Below are 26,863 nucleotides of genomic sequence, written 5' to 3'. Positions count from 1 at the left end.
GTTTGGATTATAAATAGAATTATTCTTCATCCTTAGAAAACTTACTTTTCTTAGGTTCTTTTGTTATTGTTTTTCCGGCAACGACAACGACGATTTCGCCACGCGGTGCTGTTTTCTCAAAATGCGCTAAAACTTCTTTTGCAGTTCCGCGAACATTTTCTTCGTGTAATTTTGATAATTCTCGCGAAACGCAGACTTGTCTGTCTTCTCCAAAATATTGTACAAATTCGGCTAAAGTTTTAACGAGTTTATGCGGCGAAACGTATAAAATCATTGTTCGGGTTTCTTCGGCTAAAGCCAAAAAACGAGTTTGACGTCCTTTTTTATCGGGCAGAAAACCTTCAAAAACAAATTTGTCATTTGGGAGTCCGCTGTTTACAAGAGCGGGCACGAAGGCAGTTGCGCCAGGAAGGCATTCAACTTCGATTTTATTTTCGACACAAGCTCGGGTCAATAAAAATCCAGGGTCTGAAATTGCCGGAGTTCCAGCGTCAGAAATCAAAGCAATCGTTTCGCCAGCTTTCAAACGGGCAATTAAATTTTCGGTTGTTTTGTGCTCGTTATGCATATGATGGCTGTGCATGTGCGTGCCAATTTCAAAATGCTTTAAGAGTTTACCGCTTGTTCGGGTGTCCTCCGCCAAAATCAAATCGACTTCTTTTAAAACCCGAATGGCTCTAAAAGTCATGTCCTCAAGATTGCCAATTGGCGTTGGAACGATATATAATTTTGACATAATTGTTTATTCGTGAAATGTAAAATGTGAGATGTGAAAATGTCTTTAAGCGAATTTCTTCTCCACAATTCCAAGGAAACGTTCCGCGTAATCATCTTTTCCTTCCCAATTGTTATAATCTGGTTTTACCATGTTTTCAATAAATTCTTTTGCTTCATCATAAGAATCAAAAGTCATTAATTGATTTAAAACACGGCTGTAATCTTCTGTGCTGTTGCCGAAAAGATTTTTTGTAAATGCAATTCGATCGTTCAGATCAATATGAAAACCTCTTGCCAGTTTTTCATTTAAACTAACCGCTTTTGGCTGTGCAGGAGTTTCAAGAATAGCTGTTTCTACCTTTTTCTCTTCTTTAAAATCATTAATCGAAGGAGTTTTAGCTGGTGGAACAGCCTCAAAACTATCAACTTTTACAAATTGTGCATCGGCATAATTCACTCCAAAATCTTCAAATAAAATGGTAGGTATTGATGAAGTTTCTGTTTTTGGTTCTTCTTTAACTTCCTCTTTTATTTCTTCAGTTTCTAATTCGAAAGCAGGTATGAAATCTGGAATTGGTTTTAATTCGTTTACGGTTGTAAATGAAAATTCTTCGATATTCTCCTTTGGTTCTTCTATCTTTTCACTTTCTTTTTCTGCTTCGACTTCAATAATTTCTGAAACAACTGGTTCCTCAATTTTTTCTACTTCAGGTTCTATAATTTCAGCAGCAATAGGCTCAGGTGTTTCCTCAATTATTGGTTCAGTAACTTCTGCAGCTATTGGTTCTTCAGTTTCTTCTGTAATCGGTTCAGGAATTTCAGCAGTGATTTCTTCTTTAACTTCTGGTTCGTAAGATTCCTCAAGTTCAATGATTGCGGCAGGAGTTTCTATTTGAGCGGCAGCGGGAGTTATTTCCTCTTTATCAAAAATTGTTTCTAATTCTGAAGTAATATCATTTTGTCCGATTGTTGGTTTTGCAGCATCAAAATTTTCTTCTACAAACTTTAATACCGCTAATTTCTCATATAATTTCTGAGTTTCAAGATACAATTGATTGATATCGGACTTGTTTTTAAGTTTCAAAATTCGATGTGCAATGCTGATTAAATCGGCTTCCAATTTTTTTTTCATAACTGTTGAAATTATAGTGAATAAGGTATTTTAGTGTATTTAATGTCTGAATGTCTTTATTCTGAAAGAAATCCAAAAGATATTTTTTTATTTCTGTTAATAAGCGTTAGCTAATCTCCGATTTGATAAAAATTTTCTACTTTTGAAAAAATGTAAAACAGCACATTTTTACGTCGATTTATTACCAGTACAAAGTAATAAAAACTATTCATTTTTAAAGGCAGAAAAATACAAAATGTTTCTCGAAAATACAGTAAATCACAAAGAACAATTTGGTTGGATTGAAGTTATTTGTGGATCAATGTTTTCGGGTAAAACCGAGGAATTAATCCGCAGATTAAAACGTGCTCAATTTGCCAAGCAAAAAGTCGAAATTTTCAAACCCGCAATCGATACCCGTTATCATGACGAAATGGTAGTGTCGCACGACGCTAATGAAATTCGTTCCACTCCAGTTCCCGCAGCGGCCAATATTTTAATTTTGGCGCAAGGTTGCGATGTGATTGGTATTGACGAGGCTCAGTTTTTTGATGATGAAATTATCACGGTTTGTAATGATTTAGCCAATCAGGGAATTCGTGTAATTGTTGCCGGACTTGATATGGATTTTAAAGGAAATCCGTTTGGACCAATGCCGGGACTTATGGCAACAGCTGAGTATGTAACCAAAGTGCATGCAGTTTGTACCAGAACTGGAAATTTGGCCAATTATAGTTTTAGAAAAACAGATAATGATAAATTGGTTATGCTGGGTGAAACTGAAGAATACGAGCCACTTAGCCGTGCAGCGTATTTTAATGCAATGAAGAAAAATGAGGAAAAATAATTAATTCCATTTAATATTTACTTAGCAATTCGAGAAAAGAAATTATGAGAAAACAGAATCTTTTATTATTAATTATAATTGGTGTTGCTTTGGCCGCTGCAGCTTTTTTTCAATTTTATCTTTCTGAAAATGCTGATGAAGTAAATACCGAAGTAAAGGAATTAGTTGAAAAATACAATAAGAATTGCCCGCTGATAATTCAAGAAGGAATTCGTTTAGATAGCGTGACTTTGCCAGAGGAGAGGAATGTTCAATACAATTTAACATTAATGAATGTCGTTAAGGAAACTGCAGAAGTTAATGTAATTCAGGAAGAAATTGAAAAAAGTCTCGTAAGTACTGCAAAAGCAAATCCTGGACTTCAGGTTTTTAGAGATAATGACTATACGTTGGTTTATAGTTACAGTGATAAAAAGAAAGCATTTTTATTTACTGTAAAGATATTACCAGATCAATATAAATAATTTAGCGTTCTAGAGACGTTACTAAACCCGACAGATTTTTAAAACCTGTCGGGTTTCTTGTTTTAAAGAAATAGTAATATTTCATTCCGTAGGAATGTCTCATCGGTAGATATAATTTGATATGGGTGGTTTACGTTCCATAAGACGTTTGATTAGAGAACAAATTATTATTGAGGTTAATTTCGTAAAAACAGGTGTCCCTACGGGACACAATGCAATACATTGTTTTTTTGCTACCGATGAAATATTCCTACGGAATATAAACAATATAGGGATATTATTTTTGGTTAATTGATAAAACCTGTCGCGTTTGCTGCTTTAAAGAAATAGTAATATTTCATTCCGTAGGAATGTCTCGTCGGTAGATATAATTTGATTTGGGTGGTTTACGTTCCATAGGAACGTTTGATTAGAGAACAAATTATTATTGAGGTTAATTTCGTAAAAACAGGTGTCCCTACGGGACACAATGCAATACATTGTTTTTTTTGCTACCGATGAAATATTCCTACGGAATATAAACAATATAGGGATATTATTTTTGGTTAATTGATAAAACCTGTCGGGTTTGCTGCTTTAAAGAAATAGTAATATTTCATTCCGTAGGAATGTCTCGTCGGTAGATTATAATTTGATCTGGGTGAGTTTACGTTCCATAGGAACGTTTGATTATAGGATAAATTATTGTTGAGGTTAATTCCGAAAACAGGTGTTCCTACTGAACACAATTTATCACATTAATTTTTTTAGACCGATCAAATATTCCTGACGGAATACCGAATACAACATCATTTGAAATAATAAACAAAAAACCTAACAGGTTTTAAAACCTGTTAGGTTTGCTATTCTTGTAAAACTTTATTTTTCTTAATCTCTTAATGGTTAGAAAAAACAAAAAAAACTAAATCTTCTTTCTCATTCTTGCAACTGGAATATCAAGCTGCTCACGATATTTTGCAATCGTTCTTCTTGCAATTGGATATCCTTTTTCTTTTAAGATTTCAGCCAATTGATCGTCTGGAAGCGGTTTCTTTTTGTCTTCTTCTTCGATTGTATTCTTCAGAATTTTTTTGATTTCCAAAGTCGAAACATCTTCACCTTGATCATTTTTCATCGCTTCAGAGAAAAATTCTTTGATTAGTTTTGTTCCGTATGGTGTTTCAACATACTTGCTGTTCGCTACGCGCGAAATTGTCGAAATATCCAAACCAACCATATCCGCAATATCTTTCAAGATCATTGGTTTTAGTTTGGTTTCGTCACCATCTAAGAAATATTCTTCCTGATAATGCATAATTGCATTCATCGTTACAAATAGTGTTTCCTGACGCTGTCTAATCGCATCGATAAACCATTTTGCAGAATCTAGTTTTTGTTTGATAAATTGAACAGCATCTTTTTGAGCCGATGATTTATCACGAGAATCTTTATACGTCTGCATCATTTCCTGATAATCCTTAGAAACATGCAGGGAAGGAGCATTTCTCCCGTTTAAAGTCAATTCAAGTTCGCCATCAACAATTCTGATTGCGAAATCAGGAACCACATTTTCAGTTACTTTATTGTTTCCAGTATAAGATCCGCCCGGTTTAGGGTTTAGTCTTTCAATTTCGTGAATTGCTTTTTTAAGCTGTTCGTTAGAAACGCTGTATTTCTGTAGTAGTTTATCGTAATGTTTTTTCGTAAAAGCATCAAACTGATTTTCGATAATATCGATCGCTAGATCAACATATTCAGTTGGTGTTTTGTGTTTTAACTGAAGCAGTAAACATTCCTGTAAATCTCGTGCACCAACTCCAGAAGGTTCTAATTCGTGAATCACGGTCATCATTTTTTCGACCATTGCTTCATCAGTATAAATTCCCTGAGTAAAAGCCATGTCGTCTACAATATCTGGAACGCTTCTGCGGATGTAACCCATATCATCAATACTTCCCACAAGGAATTCGGCGATTTCGCGTTCTTCATCATTTAAAATAAAAGTATTTAACTGATTGATTAAATCCTGATGAAAACTAATTGGAGAAGCAAATGGAGTTTCACGTTCTTCGTCGTCACTGTAATTATTCACCTGAGTTTTGTAATCAGGTGTATCGTCGTCGCTTAAATATTCATCGATATTAATGTCGTCTGCTTCGATTCTGTCAGATTCTGCATCATCATAATCGTCGTAGTCTTCATTTGCGAATTCATCTGCTTCGTATTCATCTTCTTTTCCAGCTTCCAGAGCCGGATTTTCGTTCATTTCTTCTAATAAACGTTGCTCAAAAGCTTGCGTAGGCAATTGAATTAACTTCATCAGCTGAATTTGCTGTGGAGATAATTTTTGGGATAATTTTAAATTTAAAAATTGCTTTAGCATAAAAAAAGTTGCTAAGATACTAAGGCACTAAGGTGCTGAGTATCTTATATTGGCGAATTAATTCGCGGTTGAATTATTTTTTATTTATATTTTAAAAACTTAGAATCTTAGCACCTTAGTACCTCAGAATCTTAGATTAAAATTCCGCACTACCAGGAGTTCTTGGGAAAGGAATTACGTCTCTAATATTTGTCATTCCTGTTACAAACAATACCAAACGCTCAAATCCTAATCCGAAACCTGCGTGAGTGGCAGAACCAAATCTTCTGGTGTCTAAATACCAGTATAATTCTTCTTCGTCGATGTTTAAAGCTTTCATTTTTTCAACCAAAACATCGTAACGCTCTTCTCTTTCAGAACCACCAACGATTTCTCCAATTCCAGGGAAAAGAATATCCATTGCACGAACTGTTTCTCTTCCTGGTTCTGTGTTGTCGTTCAAACGCATGTAAAACGCTTTAATATTTGCTGGGTAATCGTATAAAATTACAGGGCATTTAAAGTGTTTTTCAACCAAGTAACGCTCGTGTTCAGATTGTAAATCAGCTCCCCATTCGTTAATTAAGTAGCTGAATTTTTTCTTTTTATTTGGAGTTGAATCTCTTAAAATATCAATTGCCTCAGTATAAGAAACACGTTTGAAGTTGTTTTCTAAAATGAAGTTTAGTTTTTCCAACAAACTCATTTCGCTTCTTTCAGCCTGTGGTTTTGATTTTTCTTCTTCTAAAAGTCTTCCTTCTAAGAATTTCAAATCGTCTTTACAGTTGTCTAAAGCATATTTGATTACGTACTGAATAAAATCTTCAGCCAAATCCATGTTGTCATCAAGATCATTGAAAGCAACTTCTGGCTCGATCATCCAAAACTCAGCCAAGTGACGAGAAGTGTTTGAATTTTCTGCTCTAAAAGTTGGTCCAAAAGTATAAATCTGACCCAAAGCCATTGCGAAAGTTTCACCTTCTAATTGTCCAGAAACCGTTAAGTTCGTATGTTTCCCAAAGAAATCTTTTTTGAAATCAATGTTTCCTTCTTCGTTTTTTGGAAGATTATCCAAAGGCAGAGAAGTTACCTGAAACATTTCTCCAGCACCTTCAGCATCAGCACCAGTAATAATTGGCGTATTTACATACACAAAACCTTTATCCTGAAAATATTTGTGAACTGCATAAGACAATACTGAACGCACACGCATAATTGCTCCAAAAGCATTTGTACGTACACGTAAATGTGCATTTTCGCGTAAAAACTCCAAAGAGTGTTTTTTAGGCTGCATTGGGAATTTCTCCGCATCAGAATCTCCAAGGATTTCAATTTTCGAAACCTGAATTTCGTATTTCTGACCTGCACCTTTACTTTCGACCAAAGTTCCAATTACAGAAACCGCAGCTCCAGTTGTGATTCTTTTTAAAATCTCTTCTGGTGTATTTTCAAAATCAACAACACATTGTATATTATTAATGGTAGAACCGTCATTAAGCGCGATGAACTGATTATTTCTAAAAGTTCTCACCCATCCTTTTGCATTAACCTCCTGAAGCGTCGTAGTACTGTTTAATAAGTCTTTAACCTTTGTGTGTCTCATTTTAATTTTAGATTTATAGATTGCTGATTTTAGATCAAAATAAAACCAGTGTTTTTTATATCGAATTGCAAATATAAAGGATAATAATTAATTTTTGAAGCGGATTCCTGCTCTTCACTGTATCTTTCTGTTTTTAAAGAAAAAACAGAAAGGATGCCGCTTCGATCAGGGCTAGAGCACTCGGTTTCAAAAGAAGCAATTTTAGTGAGATTTAGTATTTCTCTCATTTTTGTCATTTCGACGAAGGAGAAATCTCCGCAAGTAGCTCCGTCTAGTATTTCCTAGCTTTGCGGAATATATTGCGGAGATTTCTCCTTCGTCGAAATGACAAGATTGGATAAAACTTTTAAGATTAATATTATTCTTAAAATTATAACTCAAATATTTTATTAAACTTTTGTTCTAAACTTTTCATTTTTCGTTTAGGAAGCCATCTAGTATGTAATACTGAAAAGACAATAAATAAATTAAAGATTAAGTACACTTGGACAGGAACTTTTTCTATTAAAATAAATACTGAATTACATAAAATAAATACAATAAGTGGATAATATTTTAGCCAAATTATCTGAATTTTATGCGTTGGCTCAATAGTGTAATTAACAAATAAAGTTCTGTTTGTAATTCTGTAATTTCCTTTAATCATAAAAAATGTTGGCGATACAGCAGAATTTGTTGTTAAACGAAATGTTGAGTCGTCAAAATTTCCATAGAAAGGTTTTGAAAAACTTCCAAATATTCTAAATACACCAAATGGACTGATTAACTTAAGTTTTGGGTTTCCAATTACCGTATTTTCTCTGATTCGATTTCTGAATTCAGTAATATTAAGTTTTGATTCCATTCTTTATTTTGAATTCAATTCGTGTCAAAAAAAATTACTTCTCCAAACTCTCCAATTCCTCTTTCTTAGTTTTCTTCTTCTCAAAAGTTAAAACCAACGAAGGCAATACAACTAGGTTCGCAAACATCGCAAAAGCCAGCGTACAAGAAATTAATCCTCCAAGAGCAATGGTTCCGCTAAAGCTTGATAAGGTAAAAGTTGCAAAACCTAGAATTAAAACTACAGATGTGTAGAAAGTACTAATTCCAGTTTCTCTTAAAGCACTAAAAACCGATTTTTTTACTTTTCCATTACTTTGAAGCAAGTCATGTCGATACTTCGCCATAAACTGAATTGCGTTATCAACCGAGATTCCGAAGGCGATACTAAATACTAAAATCGTAGACGGCTTTAACGGAATTCCCAAATAACCCATTAGTCCAGACGTAATACAAAGTGGCAAAACATTTGTAATTACCGAAGCCATTACCATTTTGAACGAACGGAATAAATATAAAATTAGAACCGCGATCGTTAAAATTGCAAAGATTAAGGACTCGATTAAGTTTTCAACCAGATAAGAAGTTCCTTTTTGGAAAACCAATGCTTTTCCGGTAACAGTAACTTCGTAACGATCTTTTGGGAAAATTTCATCAATTTTAGAATTTAATTTTTTCTCGACTTTCGCCATTTCATCCGTTCCGATATCCTTCATGAAAGTTGTGATTCGGGCGTACTGGCCAGTCGAATCAACGTAAGCTTTCATTAAATTTTCTTTACTGTTTTTAGTTGCATTTTTAGCATAACTCAAAATAAAAGTCTGCTCCTGCGAAGTCGGCAGTTGATAATATTCAGGATTTCCATTGTAGAAAGCCTGTTTAGAATATTTAACCAAATTTACAATCGAAACTGGTTTTGCCAATTCTGGAATCTCAGAAATTGTATTTTGCAATTCGTCCATTTTACGAATAGTCGAAGCTTTCATAACACCTTTTTTCTTTTTGGTGTCAATCATAATTTCCAACGGCATTACACCATTAAACTCTTTTTCGTAAAATAAAATATCTTTAAAGAAAGAAGCGCTTTTTGGCATTTCACCAATTAAACTTCCTGAAACCTTCATTTGAGAAACTCCGATTACACTAAAAACCAAAAGCAAACCGTAAATGATGTAAACGTATTTACGTTTTGTTCTCACTAAATCTTCTACAACATTCAGCAAAGTCGAAATGTAGGTTTTAGTCAAATGGTATAAATGTTTTTCATTTGGCAATGGCATAAAACTGTATACAATTGGCACAATGAAAAGCGTCAATAAATAAACAGATATTACATTGATTGAAGTTACTAAACCAAATTCAAAAAGTAAATCGTTTCCAGTAATCATAAACGTAGCAAAACCAATCGCTGTTGTTAAATTCGTCATTAAAGTAGAAACCCCAATTTTTGAAATAACACGCTGTAATGCTTTAGCTTGATTATTGTGTAATTTAATTTCCTGCTGGTATTTATTGATCAAGAAAATACAGTTTGTAATTCCGATTACAATAATTAACGGCGGAATAATCGCAGTTAAAATCGTGATTTTATAACCAAATAATCCAAGGGTTCCAAACGACCAGATTACACCAACGATTAAAATACAAATTGAAATGAATGTCGCTCTAAACGAACGGAAAAAGAAAAAGAAAATCAAAGAAACGGTAAATAAAGCCGCACCGATGAACAATCCGATTTCGCCTTTCATATCGGCAGCATTGATCGTTCTGATGTATGGCATTCCTGAAACCTTAAGATCAATTCCAGTTGTTTTTTCGAATTTATCGATTTTCGGAACTAAATTTTCAAGGATAAAAGTCTTTCTTTCTGCGGTATTTACCAGTTTTTTATTGATGTAAATCGCAGAACGAACACTGCCGCTTTCTTTATTAAACAAAAGTCCTTCGTAAAACGGCAAATTATGAAACAAATCGTATTGAACGCTTTTTAAATAAGCTGGATCTAAAACTTTGCTTTGATCGATAAAAGGCGTTAAAACAAATTTTTCGTTAACCGTATCTTTTTCAAGCTTTTTTAAATCATTTAAGGAAACGACCAAATCAACTTCTTTAGATTTTTTTAAACCTGTCATCAATTCATTCCACGCCGCATAATTTTTTGGCGTAAAGAATTTAGGATCTTTAAAACCAATAACGACAAGGTTTCCTTCTTCACCAAATTTATCCAAGAATTTTTGGTATTCTTTATTCGCAATATGATCTTTAGGAAGCAAGTTTGCTTCGGTATAAGTCATAGCTAGGTTTTTCCATTGAAAACCAAGGAAAATCGTTAAAGCAGATAGGACAACTAGAATTGTAATTCTGTTCTTAAGTATAATTCGGGCCAATTTCTCCCAAAATCCAACTTGAATCGCGTTTTTCATAAAATCTTTAAAAATGGTTGCAAATGTAGTGAAAAGTGCTCGAAATCATAAATAATCGATTGTATTTTACTTAACGTTAACACAAAACCTCCAATTTATGGTTTGTGATATATTTCTTTCTTTTTGCGGTTTACTCATCAGCTTTTCTCATATTTGCACTAATTAAAACGAAGAATTTAAAAATTAGTATACGTGCTCAACCTGTTCAATATTGTTCTGGTTGCTGAAAAATAAAAACGATAACAAAATGCAGGATAACAATACCACAACTTTTATTTTCTTAGCAATTCTGCTGCTCTTGATCGTCATAATTTGTTTTATGATGTATCAATTAATGCAGACTAAAAAAGCAAAAGAAGATGCAGAAAAAAGTTTTTATGCTTTAGAGGTAAAGGTGAATGATCTGCAGCTGGAGAATCTGGAGTCAAAATTAAATCCGCATTTATTCAAGAATATTCTAAATTCAATTCAGTCGCATGCATATCAGACTTATTTTGCTTTAGATAAACTCGCCAATGTTTTGGATTATATTCTATACGAAAGCAAAAAGAAATTTGTAACGGCAAAAGAAGAGATTGATTTTGCGTTGAATTTAATCGAAATCAATAAAATCAAAATCAGTCCGCTTTTTGAATTAAAAGTTAAAACTAATATTAATCAAGATGATAAATTATACGATCAGCCACTATTGGCGCCGTTAATTTCTATTGATTTAATCGAAAATGCTTTTAAACATGCTGATCTTCAAAGTGCAGATGCTTTTATTTCTGTTGTTTTTGAGTTTAAAGACAATGCTTTTTTTATGACGGTTTCGAATAAAATCTCCGATAAAAAAGTGCTCAAAAAGGAGCGAAGCGGTTTTGGACATGCCACTCTGGAGCATCGTCTTCGAATTATTTATAAGAATAATTTCAAACTCGATAAGTTTATAGAAAACGATGTTTATATTGCTCATCTAAAAATTGATTTACTTGAATACAAAACTGAAATGCTTGCTTCTGGACGATGAGCTTCCTGGATTAACGTATCTTAAAATGCTTTGTGAACAAATTCCAGAACTGGAAATTGTAAAAACGTATAATAATCCGCAGAAACTTTTGTCTGATATTTCAGATCTGGATTTTGATCTCTTAATTTCTGATATCGAAATGCCAGGCATGGACGGTTTGCATTTGGCTGAAATGCTCGATGATAAATTGGTCATTTTTTGTACGGCTTATAAAGATTATGCCGCAGATGCTTTTAATATAGATGCAGTAGATTATATCACAAAACCTGTTAAATTGGAACGTCTGCAAAAAGCAGTCTCAAAAGCTTTTGAACGTTTTGATAAACCAGATTCGGCTAAAAAATTCATACAGTTGAATACAGATAAAGGAAAAACTTTGCTGTATTTTAATAAAATTCAATACATCAAAACGGCTGTAAGCGATAGCCGTGACAAAACGGTTCTGCTTTCTGACGGAAGTTTTCTGAATTTAAAAAACGTAAAATTCGACACCCTTTTAAACGAATTACCCGAAGCCGATTTCTGCCGAATAAACAAAAAAGAAATTGTGGCAGTAAAGGCAATAAAATTCTTTAATCATAATGAAATTGTATTGCATCATCTAGAAGAAAAAAATAAAAACACGACTTTAATTTTAAGCGAAACCTATCGTTCTGATTTTTTGAAGAAAGTGAAGATATAGAGTTATTTATGTGTTAGGCTGAGCGAAGTCGAAGCTTTGTTCTCGAAATAAAGCCTTAGATTCCATTCACATTTCTAGTAGATTTTTGTTGAGCTTTAGAACTTATTACAAAGTTTTTCCGACTTGTTACATACATTGAAAATTAGCAGGAAATTTGTTTTTTCACTTGAAGCTCACTTCTGATATTTGCGGCAATAAATTAAAAGAACGAGTTATGAATAACATTAAAAACTCTTTATTCTACGTAACAATTATTGGAGGTTTTACCGCTCTAATATATTGGATAATTTCAAAGGGCGCAGCATTAGAAGTTGGACGCGATATTGTCAAGAAAAAAATAGAAAGTAATCATTGGAATGACTTCCTTCATTCAATGATCGAAAATTTACAGCATCCGCTGGCTATTTTATTAGCACAAATCGTGACTATTATTTTAGTAGCACGTTTATTTGGATGGTTTTTTAGAAAAATCGGACAGCCATCTGTAATTGGAGAAATGATTGCCGGAATTGTTTTAGGGCCATCTTTGGTCGGAATGTACTTTCCAGAATTCTCTGCGGCTTTATTCCCAAAAGAATCATTAGGAAATTTACAATTCTTAAGCCAGATTGGTTTAATACTTTTCATGTTCGTTATCGGGATGGAACTTGATTTGAAAGTACTGAAAAACAAAGCACACGATGCAGTTGTTATCAGCCATGCCAGTATCGTAATTCCGTTTGCTTTAGGATTAACATTGGCTTATTTCATTTATCACACTTTTGCCCCAATTGGTGTTGAGTTTTCTTCTTTCGGACTATTTATGGGAATTGCCATGAGTATTACTGCGTTTCCGGTTCTAGCGAGAATTGTTCAGGAACGCGGTATGCAGAAAACAAAACTCGGAACTATTGCCATTACTTGTGCCGCTGCAGATGATATTACTGCATGGTGTATTCTTGCCGTTGTAATTGCTATCGTAAAAGCAGGCTCATTTACAAGTGCATTATACGTGATTGGATTGGCGATTTTATACGTGATCATAATGTTGAAAATCGTTCGTCCGTTCCTAAAACGTGTTGGAGATTTAAATTCAACAAGAGAAAGTTTAAATAAACCAGTTGTTGCTATTTTCTTTATTACACTTTTAATTTCAGCTTATGCTGCAGAATTAATTGGAATTCATGCTTTATTTGGAGCTTTCCTTGCAGGAGCAATTATGCCTGAAAATAATAAATTCAGAAATATATTTATTGAGAAAGTAGAAGACGTTGCCATAATTGTATTATTGCCTTTATTCTTTGTGTTTACAGGTTTGCGTACGCAGATTGGTCTTTTAAACGATCCTGAATTATGGAAAATTACTGGATTAATTATAGCGGTTGCTGTTGCTGGTAAATTTTTCGGAAGTGCGTTGGCAGCTAAATTTGTTGGACAAAATTGGAAAGATAGTTTGGCAATTGGAGCTTTGATGAATACAAGAGGTTTAATGGAACTTGTAGTTTTAAATATTGGATATGATCTTGGAGTTTTGTCAACAGAGATTTTTACCATGATGGTAATTATGGCTTTGGTAACTACTTTTATGACAGGCCCAGCTTTAGATTTTATAGGCTTTATTTTTAAAGACAAAGCGACGAATGTACCGCAGGAAATTGGAAGTAAGAGCAAATATAAAATCCTGCTTTCGTTTGCAACTCCAGAAAGAGGGAAAAAACTTTTAAAAATTGCCAACAGTTTGGTTAAAAAACAACCAGATAATTCAATTGTAACAGCAATGCACTTGTCTTTAAGTACAGAAATTCACTCTTTTGATGTGAAAGATCATGAACGTAAAATGTTAGTTCCGATTATCGAGGAATCCAACCGATTGAATCAAAATATTGTGAGTCTTTTTAAAGTTTCTAATGATATAGATACGGATATTATTGATTCGGCAAACCAAGGAGAATATGACTTATTATTGGTTGGTTTAGGACAATCTATTTTTGATGGAACTTTACTTGGAAAGATTCTTGGTTTTACAACCCGAATAGTAAATCCAGATCGTTTAATCGATAAATTCACAGGAAAAGAAGGATTGTTTGAAAATTCTCCTTTTGACGAAAGAACCCGTCATATTATTGCAAAAACGAGAATGCCGGTTGGTATTTTTATCGATAAAGATTTTGAAGAAATAAATCAGGTTTTTATGCCTGTATTCAGTAGAGAAGATGCTTTTTTAATTGATTATGCTAAAAAACTAATCAATAATAACGGTTCACAGATTACAGTTTTAGATGCCAGCGGTGAAGTAAAAAACACTCGTGATATTCAGGAAACTATCCGATCTATCGAACAGATTGCGCCAAATCATATTATGATTATGCATGATAGAACAATTAAAAAAGAATTTTTAGATGGTCAAGACTTAATGATTATAAGTTTAGACAGCTGGAAAAAATTAATTGAATCTCAAAGTACTTGGCTGAACAATACACCTTCAGTCCTGATTTTGAAACCATAATTTTTTTAAATATCAATTTTTTTATCCCGAGGCTTCGGGACCAAATTCCAATTTTTATGATTGGGATTTGGGATTTTTTTTTGATTCTTTCTTGCACGCATACCTTTGTCAAAGTTTTAAACTTTGATAAAGGTTTTTTTGTCATTTCGACGAAGGAGAAATCTCCACGAGTAACTCCATAACGAATATCCAATCTTTGTAGAGGTCCTTACGGAGATTTCTCGTTCCTCGAAATGACAGACTATCTGAAGATTTTTTTTAAGCATGTTTTTTGTCATCCTGACGAAGGAAGGATCACACTAGCGATTCGGCAAAGTAATTTCACATAAAGAATTGCCAATCTTTGTCGAGTTACGAGTGTGATCCTTCCTTCGTCAGGATGACAAACCTATCGTAAAAATTGGAATTTAACTCTTAAAGCCCAAGATCAAGTACATAAGAAATCTTAACTGCAATATTGTCTTCAAACTTCAATAATTGGTTTGGGCCATAACGATAGAATCCGCCAAGACCGAAACCTTTGTAGATTTTGTTTAGCTCAATTCCCGATTCAAAATAGCCTTTATCAAGTGTTTTGTAGTCTGGTCCAACATGTTGTTCTGGTTTTTCCATATTTCCCCAAGCCATTCTGGTTACTAAAACCAGCGACGGACGAACTTTTCTCATAATTTTAATACGGTCAAAACCATGCTTGATTTGAAACATAAGATATTGACTAGAGAAGAATTCATTAAAATACATGGTTTCAAAGGCATTTCTTCCTGCAAAAGTAATACGCTGAATAACAGTTTCTTTGGTTAAATTATTTGGAGAAGTATTATACAAATGAGTAATAGGAACATCTCCCATTGCATAACCTGCCTGCAAAAGCAAACTCGTCTTCTGGCGATTTAAATATTGTTTTTCGTATTCGGCTTTAAAATCTATTTTGCTGAAAGTAAAATCATTATCAAATACATTTGGTAATGACTGTGTGTATTGAAACGTAAACCTTGGAAATTTTTTATCTGTTTCATTTCGTCCCGTTGGAGTCTGCATAAACTCGCTGAAAGGCGCCCATACAATCGACAGCATTGCTGTAGTCATTACATAGCTGGAATATAATTTTCCGTTATGATTAAAAAGATAATCAAATTTAGGTTCAATATAATTTCGCGAAACTTCTAAAACTGCTTCAGTTTTCGGAATAAATTTAGTCTGGATATTACCTCGCCATCCTGAATATTCGTAAAAAGTACTAATATTAATTGGCCGCGGGTCATAAATTTTAAACACACGTTTGTCTACACTGAAAACGGTACTTGCAATTTCCCGTACGTCATCAGCATAATAACCATTCAGCCAGGTATTGGTATATTTATCTAATAAAACGCCGGCTCCCACACTGTATTTAAAAACACCATCTTTGGTTCCGTATGCCGTATAACTTTCAAGTCTGAAGTTTTTCGAAAAGCGATCATTTGTAATTCCGCCTAAACCAATTCGGAAACCTTCATAATTATTAAAACTTATAATCTTCTTTAAATCCAGATCAACAGGACCAATAGGATAGAAGCCATTAATAATTTTTCGGCCTATTCCTAAACGCTTTTCAACTCTATTGCTCACCGAAAGACTGTCTAGTAATAAATATGTTTTTTGGCTTTTTAAGTCAAGATTTTCTTTGCGGTAAGCTTCCCAAAACGATTCAGGTTTTTTGGCCGCATCGTCTTTAATTTCGATATAAAGCGATGGATTTTTTATAGCAGTATTGGTGTTGACACGAATATCGAAACTATTACTTTCTGAAAGTAAATAGGTGAAATCTGAAGCCACTTTTTTTCTGGGTTCAAAATTTTCTTCAACATCTCCGTCAAACTGAATCGTTCCTCCTAAAATTCTAATATCATCGTCATTTTTTCCTTTTACAATTTTGAATGTGGTATTGCTTTGAAACCAAATTTTTTCTTTCGGAATATATTCAAATTCGTGAATACCGCTAATATCCAAAACACCTTTAATTCGCATTACCGCTTTCGCAACAGCAAAATTTTCTTTATCAATATACAATACGCCTTCTAAGCCAGAAGATTTTCGCTTAAGTTTATTTTTGAAATAAATCATATACGTGTCGCGGCCTTTGATGCTGACAGTATCTAATAATTTATAATTATAACTCGATGGCGCTTGATTAGAAATCGGATTTTCATATTTCGTTTCAAACAATTCGTACTTCGGATCGTAAATGGAAATCGACTGGAGGTTAAATGCTAGAACTTCATAAATAGGCTGTTTAAAACCAGCTATTTTGGTGCCAAGAACAGTTTCTTTTAATTTGTTATTTCCAAATTGATATTCCGAAACTTTTTCGGTCTGAAATAAATGCTGTCTGCTTACAATTTCTTTAAACTTATAATCAGAAGAATCAACATTGATGATTTTTTTATTTAAATCTTTGTAAGATGCAGTAGAGTCGATTCTGCCGTCTATCGAATCTGGATTAGCGGTTACAATAAGTTTGTTGTATGTTTTGTACTCAAAATTATTGAGTTTTTTCTGCGGATCATTTAGCGGTTTATTGGCAATAACTTTTCGAATTATCGTCAATGCAGGATTTTCATTAGAAACCACAACTTCTTTCAAATCATCTGTCTGCTGTACAAGCGAAACGGCATAAAAAGTTTTATTGCTGATTAATGCAATGGTTTTGGTTTGAAAACCAACATAAGATACTGATATAGTTGTAGCAGATGTGCTGATTTTAAAAATAAACTTCCCGTCAACATCTGTAATAGTATTGTTGTTTTCTGAGGTGGTTATTGTGGCAAACGGAAGAGGTTTGTTGTTTGAATCGGTTACGATTCCGTTTATTTGAAATTGCGCTTGAAGAGTAAGCGTAAAAAACAAAGTCAAAAAACAAAATAGCTTCATACAGAATGATATAGTTTCAAAAACGAAAAGAATTTAATTTTCGTATGCAAAAATAACAATAAAAAAATCCGTCTGGTACTATTCACCAGACGGATTTTTTAAATATCTCAGATCTTTGATTACACTTTCATGATTTCGGCTTCTTTTAAAACCAATAATTCATCAATTTTTTTAATAAAAGCGTTTGTCAAGTTTTGAACTTCTTCTTCAGCAGATTTGCAAATGTCTTCAGAAGTTCCTTCTTTTTCTAATTTTTTGATTTCAGTATTTGCATCTTTACGAGAGTTACGAATACCAATTTTAGCATCTTCAGCCTCAGATTTTGCTTGTTTAGCCAAATCACGACGACGCTCTTCTGTCAATGGCGGTACGCTGATGATTACCATATCGCCATTGTTCATCGGGTTAAATCCGATGTTTGCAATTAAGATAGCCTTTTCAATTGCTTGCAGCATATTTTTTTCAAATGGCTGTAATGTAATTGTTCTAGCATCTGGAACGCTGATTTTAGATACCTGAGAAAGCGGTGTTGCAGATCCATAATAATCTACAAAAACACCTCCAAGCATTGCTGGAGAAGCTTTTCCTGCACGAATATTAAGAAATTCTTTCTCTAAGTGTGCAATAGTACCATTCATCGATTCTTCAGTACTTTCTAAAATAAAGTCTATTTCTTCAGTCATTTTTTTTTAGTTTTCAGTTTTCATTCTCAGTTTTCAGTTAAAGTCTTATTTATGCGACTGTAAACTGTTACTGATGACTATATATTAACTACAGTTCCTATGTTTTCGCCTTCGCAGATTTTCAACAAGTTTCCAATTTTATTCATATCAAAAACAACAATTGGTAATTTGTTTTCTTGACTAAGTGTAAATGCAGTAGTGTCCATTACATTTAAACCTTTTTTGATTACATCGTCAAACGAAATAAAGTCAAATTTTACTGCAGAAGCATTTTTTTCAGGGTCAGAATCATAAACACCATCAACACGAGTTCCTTTTAAGATAACATCAGCATTAATTTCGATTCCTCTTAAAACTGCTGCAGTATCTGTTGTAAAATATGGATTTCCGGTTCCAGCACCAAAAATTACGATTCTGCCTTTTTCTAAGTGGCGGTCTGCTCTTCTTTTAATGTATGGTTCTGCAATAGATTCCATTTTTAAAGCAGTCTGCAAACGCGTTTTCATTCCTTTATCTTCAAGAGCACCTTGTAAAGCCATTCCGTTAATTACAGTTGCAAGCATCCCCATGTAATCACCTTGAACTCTATCCATTCCAGAACTTGCTCCAGCAACTCCTCTAAATATATTTCCTCCTCCAATAACAATTGCAATCTCTACTCCTTTACTGTGAATCTGCTTAATTTCATCTGCATATTCGGCTAATCTTTTTGGGTCTATACCGTATTGTAAATCACCCATTAGCGCTTCGCCGCTAAGTTTTAGAAGAATTCTTTTATATTTCATGTGTGTGTCGCGTTAATTTGTGCAAATATAGACATATTCTGATTTTTAGAAATAATGTTTGTAAAATTATTTTAAGAAGGTTGTATTAATTAAATTTTTTATTTTTGTAGGAAATATTTTATTAGTATTTTCAAATTTAGATAGATGAAAGATATAAATAAATTAAGAGATAGATATATTTTACTATTTGGTGAAATTGATGGAGTTTCCACAGAAGACTTAAATAAAATTGAAAGTGAATTACAAATAAGTTTGCCTATTGACTTTAAAGAAATAGCAAGTTTTTGTGATGGCAGTATTTGGCTACATTCTTTTTTATTTGATGATTCAACTAATCTCATTGGGGAAACCCTAAGAATTAGAAAAGCTGTTGCTATACCAAACAGATTTATTGTGCTTGCTGAGCATGATATGAGCGTATTTCTAATGGATACAGAAAATAAGCCACCAATTTTATGGATTGATTCAATAGAAATTACCAAATTGGAAAAACAAGATTTTATATCTAAGCCATATATATGGGATGATTTTTCAGATTTTTTTGAATACTTGTTAGATGAGGAAGAAGAAGAGCGAAATTATTAATTGCATTTTTATTTCTTTTCAAATTTTTTGAATATTTAATACTATTGTTTTTAAATCTGACAAATGTCATTATCCTCGTCTTTCTAAATTTTGTATTTTTATTCTATCCTAAAAATCAAACCAATATGAAAAGCATCGTAGCCAAAGCATTATTCAACAGTCATTCTTATGCTGAATACAGAAAATTAGTAACCGATTTATTGTCTGAAGGAAAGTCGACAGGAAACGAACAATCGGAAAGCTTGACTAATTATTCCAAATTAAACGAAGCGAGAATGAACAGACTGGAGAAAACCATACAAATTGCAGAACCTATTATTGATAAACTACAACATTTAGACAATCATTATATATGGCTGGTACTTTCTGAAGGTTGGTGCGGCGATGCAGCGCAGATTCTTCCCATTTTAAATAAAATGGCTTTGGCTTCAAACAAAAAAGTGGATCTAAGAATAGCTTTGCGTGATGAAAATGATGATTTAATGAATCAATATCTCACAAATGGCGGAAGGGCAATTCCTAAAGTAATTGTTATTTGTAAAGAAGCCGGAATTGTTCGTGCCGATTGGGGACCAAGACCAAAAGGTGCCGCTGAATTAATGGCAAATCACAAAAGAGAGGTTGGCCCAATTGATGAAAAGATAAAAACAGATTTACAATTGTGGTATTTGGCAGACAAAGGAATCTCGGTTCAAGAAGAATTGCTGGAAATTATGGAGAATATTAAATATAATCGACTTTGATTTTGGTAATGTGTTGATAACAAATAATTTGGTTGATAAAATTATCTTAAAGTGTTTTTATTTTACTTCTTATTTTGTAACTTAGTAAATATAATCCCACTTCTATTATAACTTTCTGATTTACTCTTTTTATTGGTGTTTATTTATTGTCTAACATTAAAATACACTATTATGAAAAAGTTATTTGAAAGATTTTATGATTTCTTTTCTCAATTTTTATTTGGAGGGAAAAATGTGCCTCACTATTAACTCAATGAATCAGTATGAGATAATTGTACTATTTGTTTAAAGAGTTGGCACATTACTATTTTCAAATTTGTAATGTGCTATTTTTATTTTTTACTACAGGCTTTCCTCGAAAAGAGTAATATCAATCGCATTTTTTACATCGTAATTGCCAATTTTGGTGCGGCGTAATACAGTTAAATGTGAACCTGAATTCATCGCTTTCCCGAAATCGTAAGCTAGAGAACGAATGTAAGTTCCTTTACTGCAAACTACTCTAAAGTCGATTTCTGGCAGTGCAATTCTTGTAATTTCAAATTCGTGAATAGTGGTTTTTCTGCTTTCAATTTCTATAGATTCGCCAGCGCGTGCATGTTCATATAAACGAACACCATCTTTTTTAATAGCCGAAAAAATAGGCGGTTTTTGATCTATTTCTCCTAAAAACTGCTTTACTGTTTCGTGAATCAAAGCTTCATCGATATGATCTGTTGGAAAAGTCTGGTCGATTTCTGTTTCTAAATCGTATGATGGAGTAGTGGCTCCGATGTAAAAAGTTCCAGTATATTCTTTTGCCTGACCTTGAAGCTCCGAAATTCTTTTGGTGAATTTTCCAGTACAAATCAATAAAAGTCCAGTCGCCAGCGGATCTAAAGTTCCGGCGTGACCAATTTTGAACTTTTTAGGAAGTCCAACTTTATTAATTAAAAGGTATTTTAATTTATTGACAGCTTGAAACGAACTCCATTTTAATGGTTTGTCAATCAATAAAACTTGTCCGTCTAAATATTCTTCAGGTGTCATTATATGATGGTAAGCGGGTGAATGAAAAAGTGAATCAATAATAAAATGATTCCAGCTAAGATTCGGTAATAACCAAAAACTTTAAAGCCATTTTTAGTTAAAAATCCGATGAAAGTTTTAATGGCCAAAAGTGCTACAATAAAAGCAACAATGTTTCCGATAACAAGCATATTAATTTGCTCGTGAGACAATTCAAATCCTGCTTTGTAATAATCGTAACATTTTTTTGCTGTTGCGCCTAACATAGTAGGAACTGCTAAGAAAAATGAAAATTCAGCAGCAGAAGTTCTTGTTAGTTTTTGTGACATACCACCTACAATACTAGCACCGCTTCGTGAAACTCCAGGAATCATTGCCAGACATTGAAATAGTCCAATTTTAAAAGCTTTTGCGTAAGTAATCTCAGTTGAAACTTCAGGATCATTTGGTTTGTTGAACCATTCGTCTACTTTCAATAAAATAATTCCTCCAATTAGAAGTGAAATAGCAACCGTAACAGGATTTTCTAATAAGCCGTCAATAAAATCACTTAAAAGTAATCCTAAAACCACTGCAGGAATAAAAGCAACTAAAAGTTTAAAGTAGAAATCAAATGTTTGAAAGAAACGTTTGAAATATAAAATTACAACCGAAAGTATAGCACCAAGCTGAATTACAATTGTAAAAAGTTTAGTGAAATCGTCATGAGCGATTCCAAAAAATGAAGAGGCAATAATCATGTGTCCAGTTGAAGAAACAGGTAAAAATTCTGTAATTCCTTCAATAATGGCAAGAACGATAGCTTGTAATGTATTCATTTAAATTAGATTTTTAGATTTTAGTCCCGAAGCGTCGGGATAGACTTTTAGACTTTTCTAGAAAAGATTAATCTAATAATCTAAGATGTCTGAAAATTCTAAGTAGTCTAAGAAAGTCTATTTAGATTTTTTGAAAATAGAATAAATCGTAATTCCAAAACCGATTAACACAGTTGTCGGTGCTAAACGGATACGTCTAAAACTAAAAATATCTTCGTTAAAAACATTCGGATCTTTACTTCCTCCGCCAGACATTAGAATAAATCCTAATGCAATAACAGCAATACCAATTAATAAGATTTTATAATTGATGCTGTCAAAAAGGAATTCCTGTTTTGGCTGTTCCTGAGCTTGTTCTTTGTTATTGTTGTTGTTTTTCATTTTGTCATTGCGAGGTACGAAGCAATCTCACCCTCTTTTGAGTTTATTTTTATCTAAAGCAATCTAAAATTAATAAAGATCGTCAGTTCTTAAATTCAAGAAACGTTGTGTTGCAAAATGTGTGCTAATCCAAGTAATCAAAACACCTAATCCGAAAACAGCAACTAAAACCAAAGCGATTAAAACTTTGTCTTCTAAAATTCCTAAACCAGGGAAATTAGTTTCTACATAAATTAAAAGTGCAATCAAGGCGATAATTGCCAAACCAGCGCCCAGCATACCTAATTTTACACTTCGCATTACAAATGGTTTACGAATAAATGCTTTGGTTGCTCCAACCATCTGCATAGTTTTGATGATAAAACGATTAGAGTGAATTGATAAACGCAGTGAACTATTGATTAATAAAACAGCAATTATAGTAAGGAAACCACTGATTATTAAAATCCACATACTAACTTTTTTGATGTTGTCATTTACCAGATTTACCAATTGTTTGTCATAAACAATATCTTCAATCATCGTATTTTTTTTCAAATTACTTTCAATCTCTAAAATGCTGTCTCTTTCTACATAATCAGCTTTTAAGTGAATGTCGTATGAATTTAATAACGGATTTTCTCCTAAAAAAGTTAGAAAATCTTCTCCAATAATATCAGTGTGTTCTTTAGCTGCTTTTTCTTTAGAAACATAAGCAAAAGATCTAGCGAATGGTGCTCTTTTCAATTCGGTATTAAAAGCTTTGATGACGCTGTCATTAGCTTCATTTTTAAAGAAAACGGTCATGGCGATTTTTTCTTTAAAATCGTTGGCCAGTTTTTTAGAATTAATAATGAATAATCCCAGTACTCCCAAAAGGAATAAAACCAAGAATACACTTAATACAACCGAAAAATAAGAGGAAATTAACCTGCGCTTTTGAAATTTATCAAAGTTAGAACTCATAGTTTGCTTAAATTATGTGGTAAAAATAATAAAGAATTTCTTTATTTAAAGTTAATAACGAACTTTTATACTATAAATGTACAATTTGATATTGAATAAAAGTTTATTTAACTGCAAACAAGAATAAGTTTTTTTTAAGATTACTTATCTGAGGGCATAAAGCAGATTTTACCGCAAAGTGCGCAAAGTAATTTAAATTGTATAAAACACAAAGCTGCGCAAAGTTCTAGCGGCATAAAGCTTTGTGAACTTATATGTTTTGTATCTACCGCTAAATAAAAACCTTAGCGAACTTTGCGGTTGAAAAAAACGTTGAACCTTAAAATTTACTTTTCAAAAACTACATGAAATGCGACTCTATATTAAGTATTTTTAATAATTTGGGTAGTTATTTTGATATTTTATTTGTTTGTCTATGAAATGCTTTGGTACAAACCACAATAAATGTAAATTTGCGGCTAATTAACTAGTGAAAAGCCTTAGAACCTTAGTCACTTAGAATCTTAGTCACTTAGAAATGAAATACAATCCAAACGAAATTGACGCCAAATGGCAAAAATATTGGGCAGAAAATCAAACTTTTGCAGCAAAAAATAACTCTGAAAAACCTAAACATTATGTACTCGATATGTTTCCTTATCCATCTGGAGCGGGATTACACGTTGGGCATCCGCTGGGTTATATAGCTTCAGACGTTTATTCTCGTTTCAAAAGACATCAAGGTTTCAATGTTTTGCACCCGATGGGTTACGATAGTTTTGGATTACCTGCAGAACAATATGCAATCCAGACAGGACAGCGTCCAGAAGATACAACACGCGTAAATATTGACGGTGGTGTAGACAAAGAAGGAAAACAAATCGCAGGATATAGAAAACAATTAGATAAAATCGGGTTTTCATTTGATTGGAGTCGTGAAGTGCGAACTTCAAATCCTGATTATTACAAACATACACAATGGATTTTTATTCAATTGTTCAATTCTTGGTATTGCAAAAAACAAGGAAAAGCATTTGATATTTCAGAATTAATAACTGTTTTTGAAGAAAGCGGAAATGCATTAGTCGAAGCAGTTTGCGATGATAACGTAGTAATTTTTACTGCTGATGAATGGAATTCTTATTCTGATGATCAAAAAGAAAAAATCTTGTTGCAATACAGAATGACGTATTTGGCAGAAACCGAAGTAAACTGGTGTCCAGGCTTAGGAACTGTTTTGGCAAATGACGAAATTGTAAACGGAGTTTCAGAACGTGGAGGCTTTCCTGTTATAAGAAAAAAAATGACACAATGGAGTATGCGAATTTCTGCTTATGCCGAACGCTTGCTTCAAGGTTTAAATGATATTGATTGGAGTGAGTCTATAAAAGAGAGTCAGCGTAATTGGATTGGAAAATCTGTAGGTGCATTGGTAACTTTTAATGTGAAAGATCATAACGAAGTTATAGAAGTGTTCACTACTCGTCCTGATACTATTTTTGGAGTTACATTTATGACTTTGGCACCAGAACATGATTTGGTAGTTAAAATTACAACTCCAGAACAAAAAGCTGCTGTTGAAGCCTATATAGAAAAAACAGCAAAACGTTCTGAGCGTGAGCGTATGGCAGATGTAAAAACTATTTCGGGAGTATTTACGGGTGCTTATGCTGAACATCCATTTACAAAAGAACCAATTCCAGTTTGGATTGGAGATTATGTTTTGGCAGGTTATGGAACAGGTGCTGTAATGGCGGTTCCTTGCGGAGACGAAAGAGATTTTGCTTTTGCTAATTTCTTTAAAGGTCAAAACGGAATGCAGGAAATCAAAAATATCTTCGCTAATGTTGATATTTCAGAAGCTGCTTACGGATCAAAATACAACGTTGAAATCGCAAATTCTGATTTCTTAAACGGATTGAATTATAAGGAGGCAACTCAAAAAGCAATTGCTGAATTAGAAAAAATTGGTCAGGGAACTGGTAAAACAAATTACCGTTTGCGTGATGCTGTTTTTTCTCGTCAGCGTTATTGGGGTGAACCATTTCCAGTTTATTATGTAAATGGATTGCCAAAAATGATTGATGCACAGCATTTGCCAATTATTTTACCTGAAGTAGAGAAATATTTACCAACAGAAGATGGTTTGCCTCCATTAGGAAACGCAGCAGTTTGGGCTTGGGATACAAAACAAAACAAAGTTGTCGATACTGATTTAGTTGACAATGTTTCGATTTTTCCTTTAGAATTGAACACTATGCCAGGTTGGGCAGGAAGTTCATGGTATTGGATGCGTTACATGGATGCACACAACGAAAATGAATTTGCAAGCAAAGAAGCATTAGCTTACTGGGAAAATGTAGATTTATATATCGGAGGAAGCGAGCACGCAACAGGTCACTTATTGTATTCTCGTTTCTGGAACAAATTCTTAAAAGACAAAGGTTTTGCTCCAACTGAAGAGCCATTCAAAAAACTGATTAATCAGGGAATGATTTTGGGAACTAGTGCGTTTGTTTACAGATTAGAAGGAACAAATACTTTTGTATCTAAAAATAAAATTGGAGATCAAAAAGTTCAGCCAATTCACGCTGACGTTTCAATGGTAAATTCATCAGATGAATTAGATGTTGAAAAATTCAAAGCTTGGAGAGAAGATTATGCTGATGCTGAATTTATTTTAGACGAAAACGGAAAATACATTGTAGGCCGAGAAGTTGAGAAAATGTCGAAATCGAAATACAATGTAGTAACTCCAGATGATATTTGTGCAGAATATGGTGCTGATACATTACGTTTATACGAAATGTTTTTAGGCCCATTAGAGCAGGCAAAACCTTGGAATACTGCTGGAATTTCTGGTGTATTTGGTTTCTTGAAAAAATTATGGCGATTGTATTTTGATGATAATGGCTTAATCGTAAATAACGACGAACCAACAAAAGACAATTTGAAATCGTTACATAAAACCATCAAAAAAGTGGCTGATGATATTGAGAATTTCTCTTTCAATACTTCGGTTTCTCAATTTATGATTTGTGTAAACGAATTGTCTTCTCAAAATTGTCATTCAAGAGCAATTTTAGAGCCGTTAGCAATTTTAGTTTCGCCATATGCGCCTCATATTGCAGAAGAATTATGGTCGCAGTTAGGACATACGACTTCTATTTCTGAGGTTGCTTTCCCAATTTTTGATGAAAAACATTTAATCGAAACCAATAAAGAGTACCCAGTTTCTTTCAACGGAAAAATGCGTTTCACAATCGAATTGCCTTTGGATTTAACCAAAGAACAAATCGAAGAAATCGTAATGAAAGACGAAAGAACTCAAAAACAGTTAGATGGAAAAACTCCGAATAAAGTGATTATTGTTCCTGGGAAAATAATTAACCTAGTCGGTTAATTATTTTAAAATTCCAATATAAAAATTCCAAATTCCAATTTTACGATTGGGGTTTGGGATTTTTTTTGTTTTATAATTGCTGTTGTATGTCATTGCGAGGAACGAAGCAATCTCATTTA

The 26,863-nt window shown here is 33.3% G+C and carries 21 protein-coding genes; 8 read left to right on the top strand and 13 right to left on the bottom strand.

The genetic code is table 11. The annotated features are described in order from the left end of the window. Positions 1–19: 19 nt before the first annotated feature. Both rsmI and QMG60_RS02785 read right to left on the bottom strand, forming a co-directional pair. A complete protein-coding gene (rsmI, locus tag QMG60_RS02790; RefSeq protein WP_091494668.1) occupies positions 20–736 on the bottom strand; it encodes a 16S rRNA (cytidine(1402)-2'-O)-methyltransferase in 717 nt (238 codons plus the stop codon). 45 nt (positions 737–781) lie between these two features. Next, on the bottom strand, positions 782–1,849 hold the full coding sequence (locus QMG60_RS02785) for a hypothetical protein (protein WP_281866801.1): 1,068 nt from the start codon (positions 1,847–1,849) through the stop codon (positions 782–784). Between the two features lie 235 nt (positions 1,850–2,084). Here QMG60_RS02785 and QMG60_RS02780 point away from each other — a divergent pair, with 235 nt between their 5' ends. Beyond that, the gene (locus QMG60_RS02780) at positions 2,085–2,675 is read left to right on the top strand and encodes a thymidine kinase (protein ID WP_057115959.1); all 591 of its coding nucleotides are present in this window, start codon (positions 2,085–2,087) and stop codon (positions 2,673–2,675) included. Between the two features lie 44 nt (positions 2,676–2,719). Continuing rightward, entirely contained in the window at positions 2,720–3,139 is a 420-nt protein-coding gene (locus tag QMG60_RS02775) for a hypothetical protein (protein WP_281866800.1), read from the top strand. Between the two features lie 901 nt (positions 3,140–4,040). Here QMG60_RS02775 and rpoN read toward each other — a convergent pair. The 4 genes from rpoN to QMG60_RS02755 form a co-directional block, all read right to left on the bottom strand. Continuing rightward, the gene (gene rpoN, locus QMG60_RS02770; RefSeq protein ID WP_057115138.1) at positions 4,041–5,501 is read right to left on the bottom strand and encodes an RNA polymerase factor sigma-54; all 1,461 of its coding nucleotides are present in this window, start codon (positions 5,499–5,501) and stop codon (positions 4,041–4,043) included. A 136-nt stretch (positions 5,502–5,637) separates the two neighbouring features. After that, positions 5,638–7,083, bottom strand: coding sequence for an asparagine--tRNA ligase (gene asnS / locus QMG60_RS02765; RefSeq protein ID WP_281866799.1), 1,446 nt, complete (start codon positions 7,081–7,083; stop codon positions 5,638–5,640). Positions 7,084–7,453: 370 nt separating this feature from the next. Next, a complete protein-coding gene (locus tag QMG60_RS02760; RefSeq protein WP_281866798.1) occupies positions 7,454–7,927 on the bottom strand; it encodes a hypothetical protein in 474 nt (157 codons plus the stop codon). Between the two features lie 34 nt (positions 7,928–7,961). After that, complete coding sequence (locus QMG60_RS02755) at positions 7,962–10,328, bottom strand: MMPL family transporter (protein WP_281866797.1); 2,367 nt, start codon at positions 10,326–10,328, stop codon at positions 7,962–7,964. 247 nt (positions 10,329–10,575) lie between these two features. Between QMG60_RS02755 and QMG60_RS02750 the strand changes: the two genes are divergently transcribed. The 3 genes from QMG60_RS02750 (at position 10,576) to QMG60_RS02740 (ending at position 14,504) form a co-directional block, all read left to right on the top strand. Continuing rightward, positions 10,576–11,337: a histidine kinase gene (locus QMG60_RS02750; RefSeq protein ID WP_057115958.1), complete on the top strand. Its 762-nt coding sequence runs from the start codon at positions 10,576–10,578 to the stop codon at positions 11,335–11,337. Beyond that, the gene (locus QMG60_RS02745; RefSeq protein WP_057115135.1) at positions 11,300–12,019 is read left to right on the top strand and encodes a LytTR family DNA-binding domain-containing protein; all 720 of its coding nucleotides are present in this window, start codon (positions 11,300–11,302) and stop codon (positions 12,017–12,019) included. Before QMG60_RS02750 ends, QMG60_RS02745 begins: the two co-directional genes overlap by 38 nt. A gap of 214 nt (positions 12,020–12,233) precedes the next feature. Then, a complete protein-coding gene (locus QMG60_RS02740; protein WP_281866796.1) occupies positions 12,234–14,504 on the top strand; it encodes a cation:proton antiporter in 2,271 nt (756 codons plus the stop codon). A gap of 414 nt (positions 14,505–14,918) precedes the next feature. On the opposite strand, the gene QMG60_RS02735 is transcribed toward QMG60_RS02740, so the two are convergent. The 3 genes from QMG60_RS02735 to pyrH form a co-directional block, all read right to left on the bottom strand. Next, positions 14,919–17,414: a DUF5686 family protein gene (locus QMG60_RS02735; protein WP_281866795.1), complete on the bottom strand. Its 2,496-nt coding sequence runs from the start codon at positions 17,412–17,414 to the stop codon at positions 14,919–14,921. A gap of 119 nt (positions 17,415–17,533) precedes the next feature. After that, complete coding sequence (gene frr, locus QMG60_RS02730; RefSeq protein ID WP_057115132.1) at positions 17,534–18,097, bottom strand: ribosome recycling factor; 564 nt, start codon at positions 18,095–18,097, stop codon at positions 17,534–17,536. Between the two features lie 77 nt (positions 18,098–18,174). Then, positions 18,175–18,882, bottom strand: coding sequence for a UMP kinase (gene pyrH, locus QMG60_RS02725; protein ID WP_057115131.1), 708 nt, complete (start codon positions 18,880–18,882; stop codon positions 18,175–18,177). 144 nt (positions 18,883–19,026) lie between these two features. Between pyrH and QMG60_RS02720 the strand changes: the two genes are divergently transcribed. Both QMG60_RS02720 and QMG60_RS02715 read left to right on the top strand, forming a co-directional pair. Continuing rightward, positions 19,027–19,467 (top strand): SMI1/KNR4 family protein, encoded by a 441-nt coding sequence (locus tag QMG60_RS02720; protein WP_281866794.1) that lies wholly within the window; start codon positions 19,027–19,029, stop codon positions 19,465–19,467. A 125-nt stretch (positions 19,468–19,592) separates the two neighbouring features. After that, positions 19,593–20,210, top strand: coding sequence for a thioredoxin family protein (locus tag QMG60_RS02715; RefSeq protein ID WP_134142634.1), 618 nt, complete (start codon positions 19,593–19,595; stop codon positions 20,208–20,210). A 342-nt stretch (positions 20,211–20,552) separates the two neighbouring features. On the opposite strand, the gene truB is transcribed toward QMG60_RS02715, so the two are convergent. The 4 genes from truB to QMG60_RS02695 form a co-directional block, all read right to left on the bottom strand. Continuing rightward, positions 20,553–21,239 (bottom strand): tRNA pseudouridine(55) synthase TruB, encoded by a 687-nt coding sequence (gene truB / locus QMG60_RS02710; RefSeq protein ID WP_281866793.1) that lies wholly within the window; start codon positions 21,237–21,239, stop codon positions 20,553–20,555. Beyond that, positions 21,239–22,036: an undecaprenyl-diphosphate phosphatase gene (locus QMG60_RS02705; protein WP_281866792.1), complete on the bottom strand. Its 798-nt coding sequence runs from the start codon at positions 22,034–22,036 to the stop codon at positions 21,239–21,241. The genes truB and QMG60_RS02705 overlap by 1 nt, the downstream gene beginning before the upstream one ends. A 117-nt stretch (positions 22,037–22,153) precedes the next feature. After that, complete coding sequence (locus tag QMG60_RS02700) at positions 22,154–22,417, bottom strand: DUF3098 domain-containing protein (RefSeq protein ID WP_281866791.1); 264 nt, start codon at positions 22,415–22,417, stop codon at positions 22,154–22,156. 69 nt (positions 22,418–22,486) lie between these two features. Next, the gene (locus tag QMG60_RS02695; RefSeq protein WP_057115125.1) at positions 22,487–23,362 is read right to left on the bottom strand and encodes a permease-like cell division protein FtsX; all 876 of its coding nucleotides are present in this window, start codon (positions 23,360–23,362) and stop codon (positions 22,487–22,489) included. A 517-nt stretch (positions 23,363–23,879) separates the two neighbouring features. Here QMG60_RS02695 and leuS point away from each other — a divergent pair. Then, a complete protein-coding gene (gene leuS / locus QMG60_RS02690; RefSeq protein ID WP_281866790.1) occupies positions 23,880–26,744 on the top strand; it encodes a leucine--tRNA ligase in 2,865 nt (954 codons plus the stop codon). The last annotated feature ends 119 nt before the right edge of the window (positions 26,745–26,863 follow it).

Origin of the sequence: Flavobacterium sp. GSB-24 (assembly GCF_027924665.1) — a bacterium.
In the GTDB taxonomy this organism is placed as follows: domain Bacteria; phylum Bacteroidota; class Bacteroidia; order Flavobacteriales; family Flavobacteriaceae; genus Flavobacterium.
This window is presented reverse-complemented; position numbering and strand designations above follow the sequence as displayed.

Excerpts from the sequence above, each read along its gene's own strand:
- rsmI (WP_091494668.1), bottom strand. The coding sequence starts at position 736 with ATGTCAAAATTATATATCGTTCCAACGCCAATTGGCAATCTTGAGGAC.
- QMG60_RS02785 (WP_281866801.1), bottom strand. The coding sequence starts at position 1,849 with ATGAAAAAAAAATTGGAAGCCGATTTAATCAGCATTGCACATCGAATT.
- QMG60_RS02780 (WP_057115959.1), top strand. The coding sequence starts at position 2,085 with ATGTTTCTCGAAAATACAGTAAATCACAAAGAACAATTTGGTTGGATT.
- QMG60_RS02775 (WP_281866800.1), top strand. The coding sequence starts at position 2,720 with ATGAGAAAACAGAATCTTTTATTATTAATTATAATTGGTGTTGCTTTG.
- rpoN (WP_057115138.1), bottom strand. The coding sequence starts at position 5,501 with ATGCTAAAGCAATTTTTAAATTTAAAATTATCCCAAAAATTATCTCCA.
- asnS (WP_281866799.1), bottom strand. The coding sequence starts at position 7,083 with ATGAGACACACAAAGGTTAAAGACTTATTAAACAGTACTACGACGCTT.
- QMG60_RS02760 (WP_281866798.1), bottom strand. The coding sequence starts at position 7,927 with ATGGAATCAAAACTTAATATTACTGAATTCAGAAATCGAATCAGAGAA.
- QMG60_RS02755 (WP_281866797.1), bottom strand. The coding sequence starts at position 10,328 with ATGAAAAACGCGATTCAAGTTGGATTTTGGGAGAAATTGGCCCGAATT.
- QMG60_RS02750 (WP_057115958.1), top strand. The coding sequence starts at position 10,576 with ATGCAGGATAACAATACCACAACTTTTATTTTCTTAGCAATTCTGCTG.
- QMG60_RS02740 (WP_281866796.1), top strand. The coding sequence starts at position 12,234 with ATGAATAACATTAAAAACTCTTTATTCTACGTAACAATTATTGGAGGT.
- QMG60_RS02735 (WP_281866795.1), bottom strand. The coding sequence starts at position 17,414 with ATGAAGCTATTTTGTTTTTTGACTTTGTTTTTTACGCTTACTCTTCAA.
- frr (WP_057115132.1), bottom strand. The coding sequence starts at position 18,097 with ATGACTGAAGAAATAGACTTTATTTTAGAAAGTACTGAAGAATCGATG.
- pyrH (WP_057115131.1), bottom strand. The coding sequence starts at position 18,882 with ATGAAATATAAAAGAATTCTTCTAAAACTTAGCGGCGAAGCGCTAATG.
- QMG60_RS02720 (WP_281866794.1), top strand. The coding sequence starts at position 19,027 with ATGAAAGATATAAATAAATTAAGAGATAGATATATTTTACTATTTGGT.
- QMG60_RS02715 (WP_134142634.1), top strand. The coding sequence starts at position 19,593 with ATGAAAAGCATCGTAGCCAAAGCATTATTCAACAGTCATTCTTATGCT.
- truB (WP_281866793.1), bottom strand. The coding sequence starts at position 21,239 with ATGACACCTGAAGAATATTTAGACGGACAAGTTTTATTGATTGACAAA.
- QMG60_RS02705 (WP_281866792.1), bottom strand. The coding sequence starts at position 22,036 with ATGAATACATTACAAGCTATCGTTCTTGCCATTATTGAAGGAATTACA.
- QMG60_RS02700 (WP_281866791.1), bottom strand. The coding sequence starts at position 22,417 with ATGAAAAACAACAACAATAACAAAGAACAAGCTCAGGAACAGCCAAAA.
- QMG60_RS02695 (WP_057115125.1), bottom strand. The coding sequence starts at position 23,362 with ATGAGTTCTAACTTTGATAAATTTCAAAAGCGCAGGTTAATTTCCTCT.
- leuS (WP_281866790.1), top strand. The coding sequence starts at position 23,880 with ATGAAATACAATCCAAACGAAATTGACGCCAAATGGCAAAAATATTGG.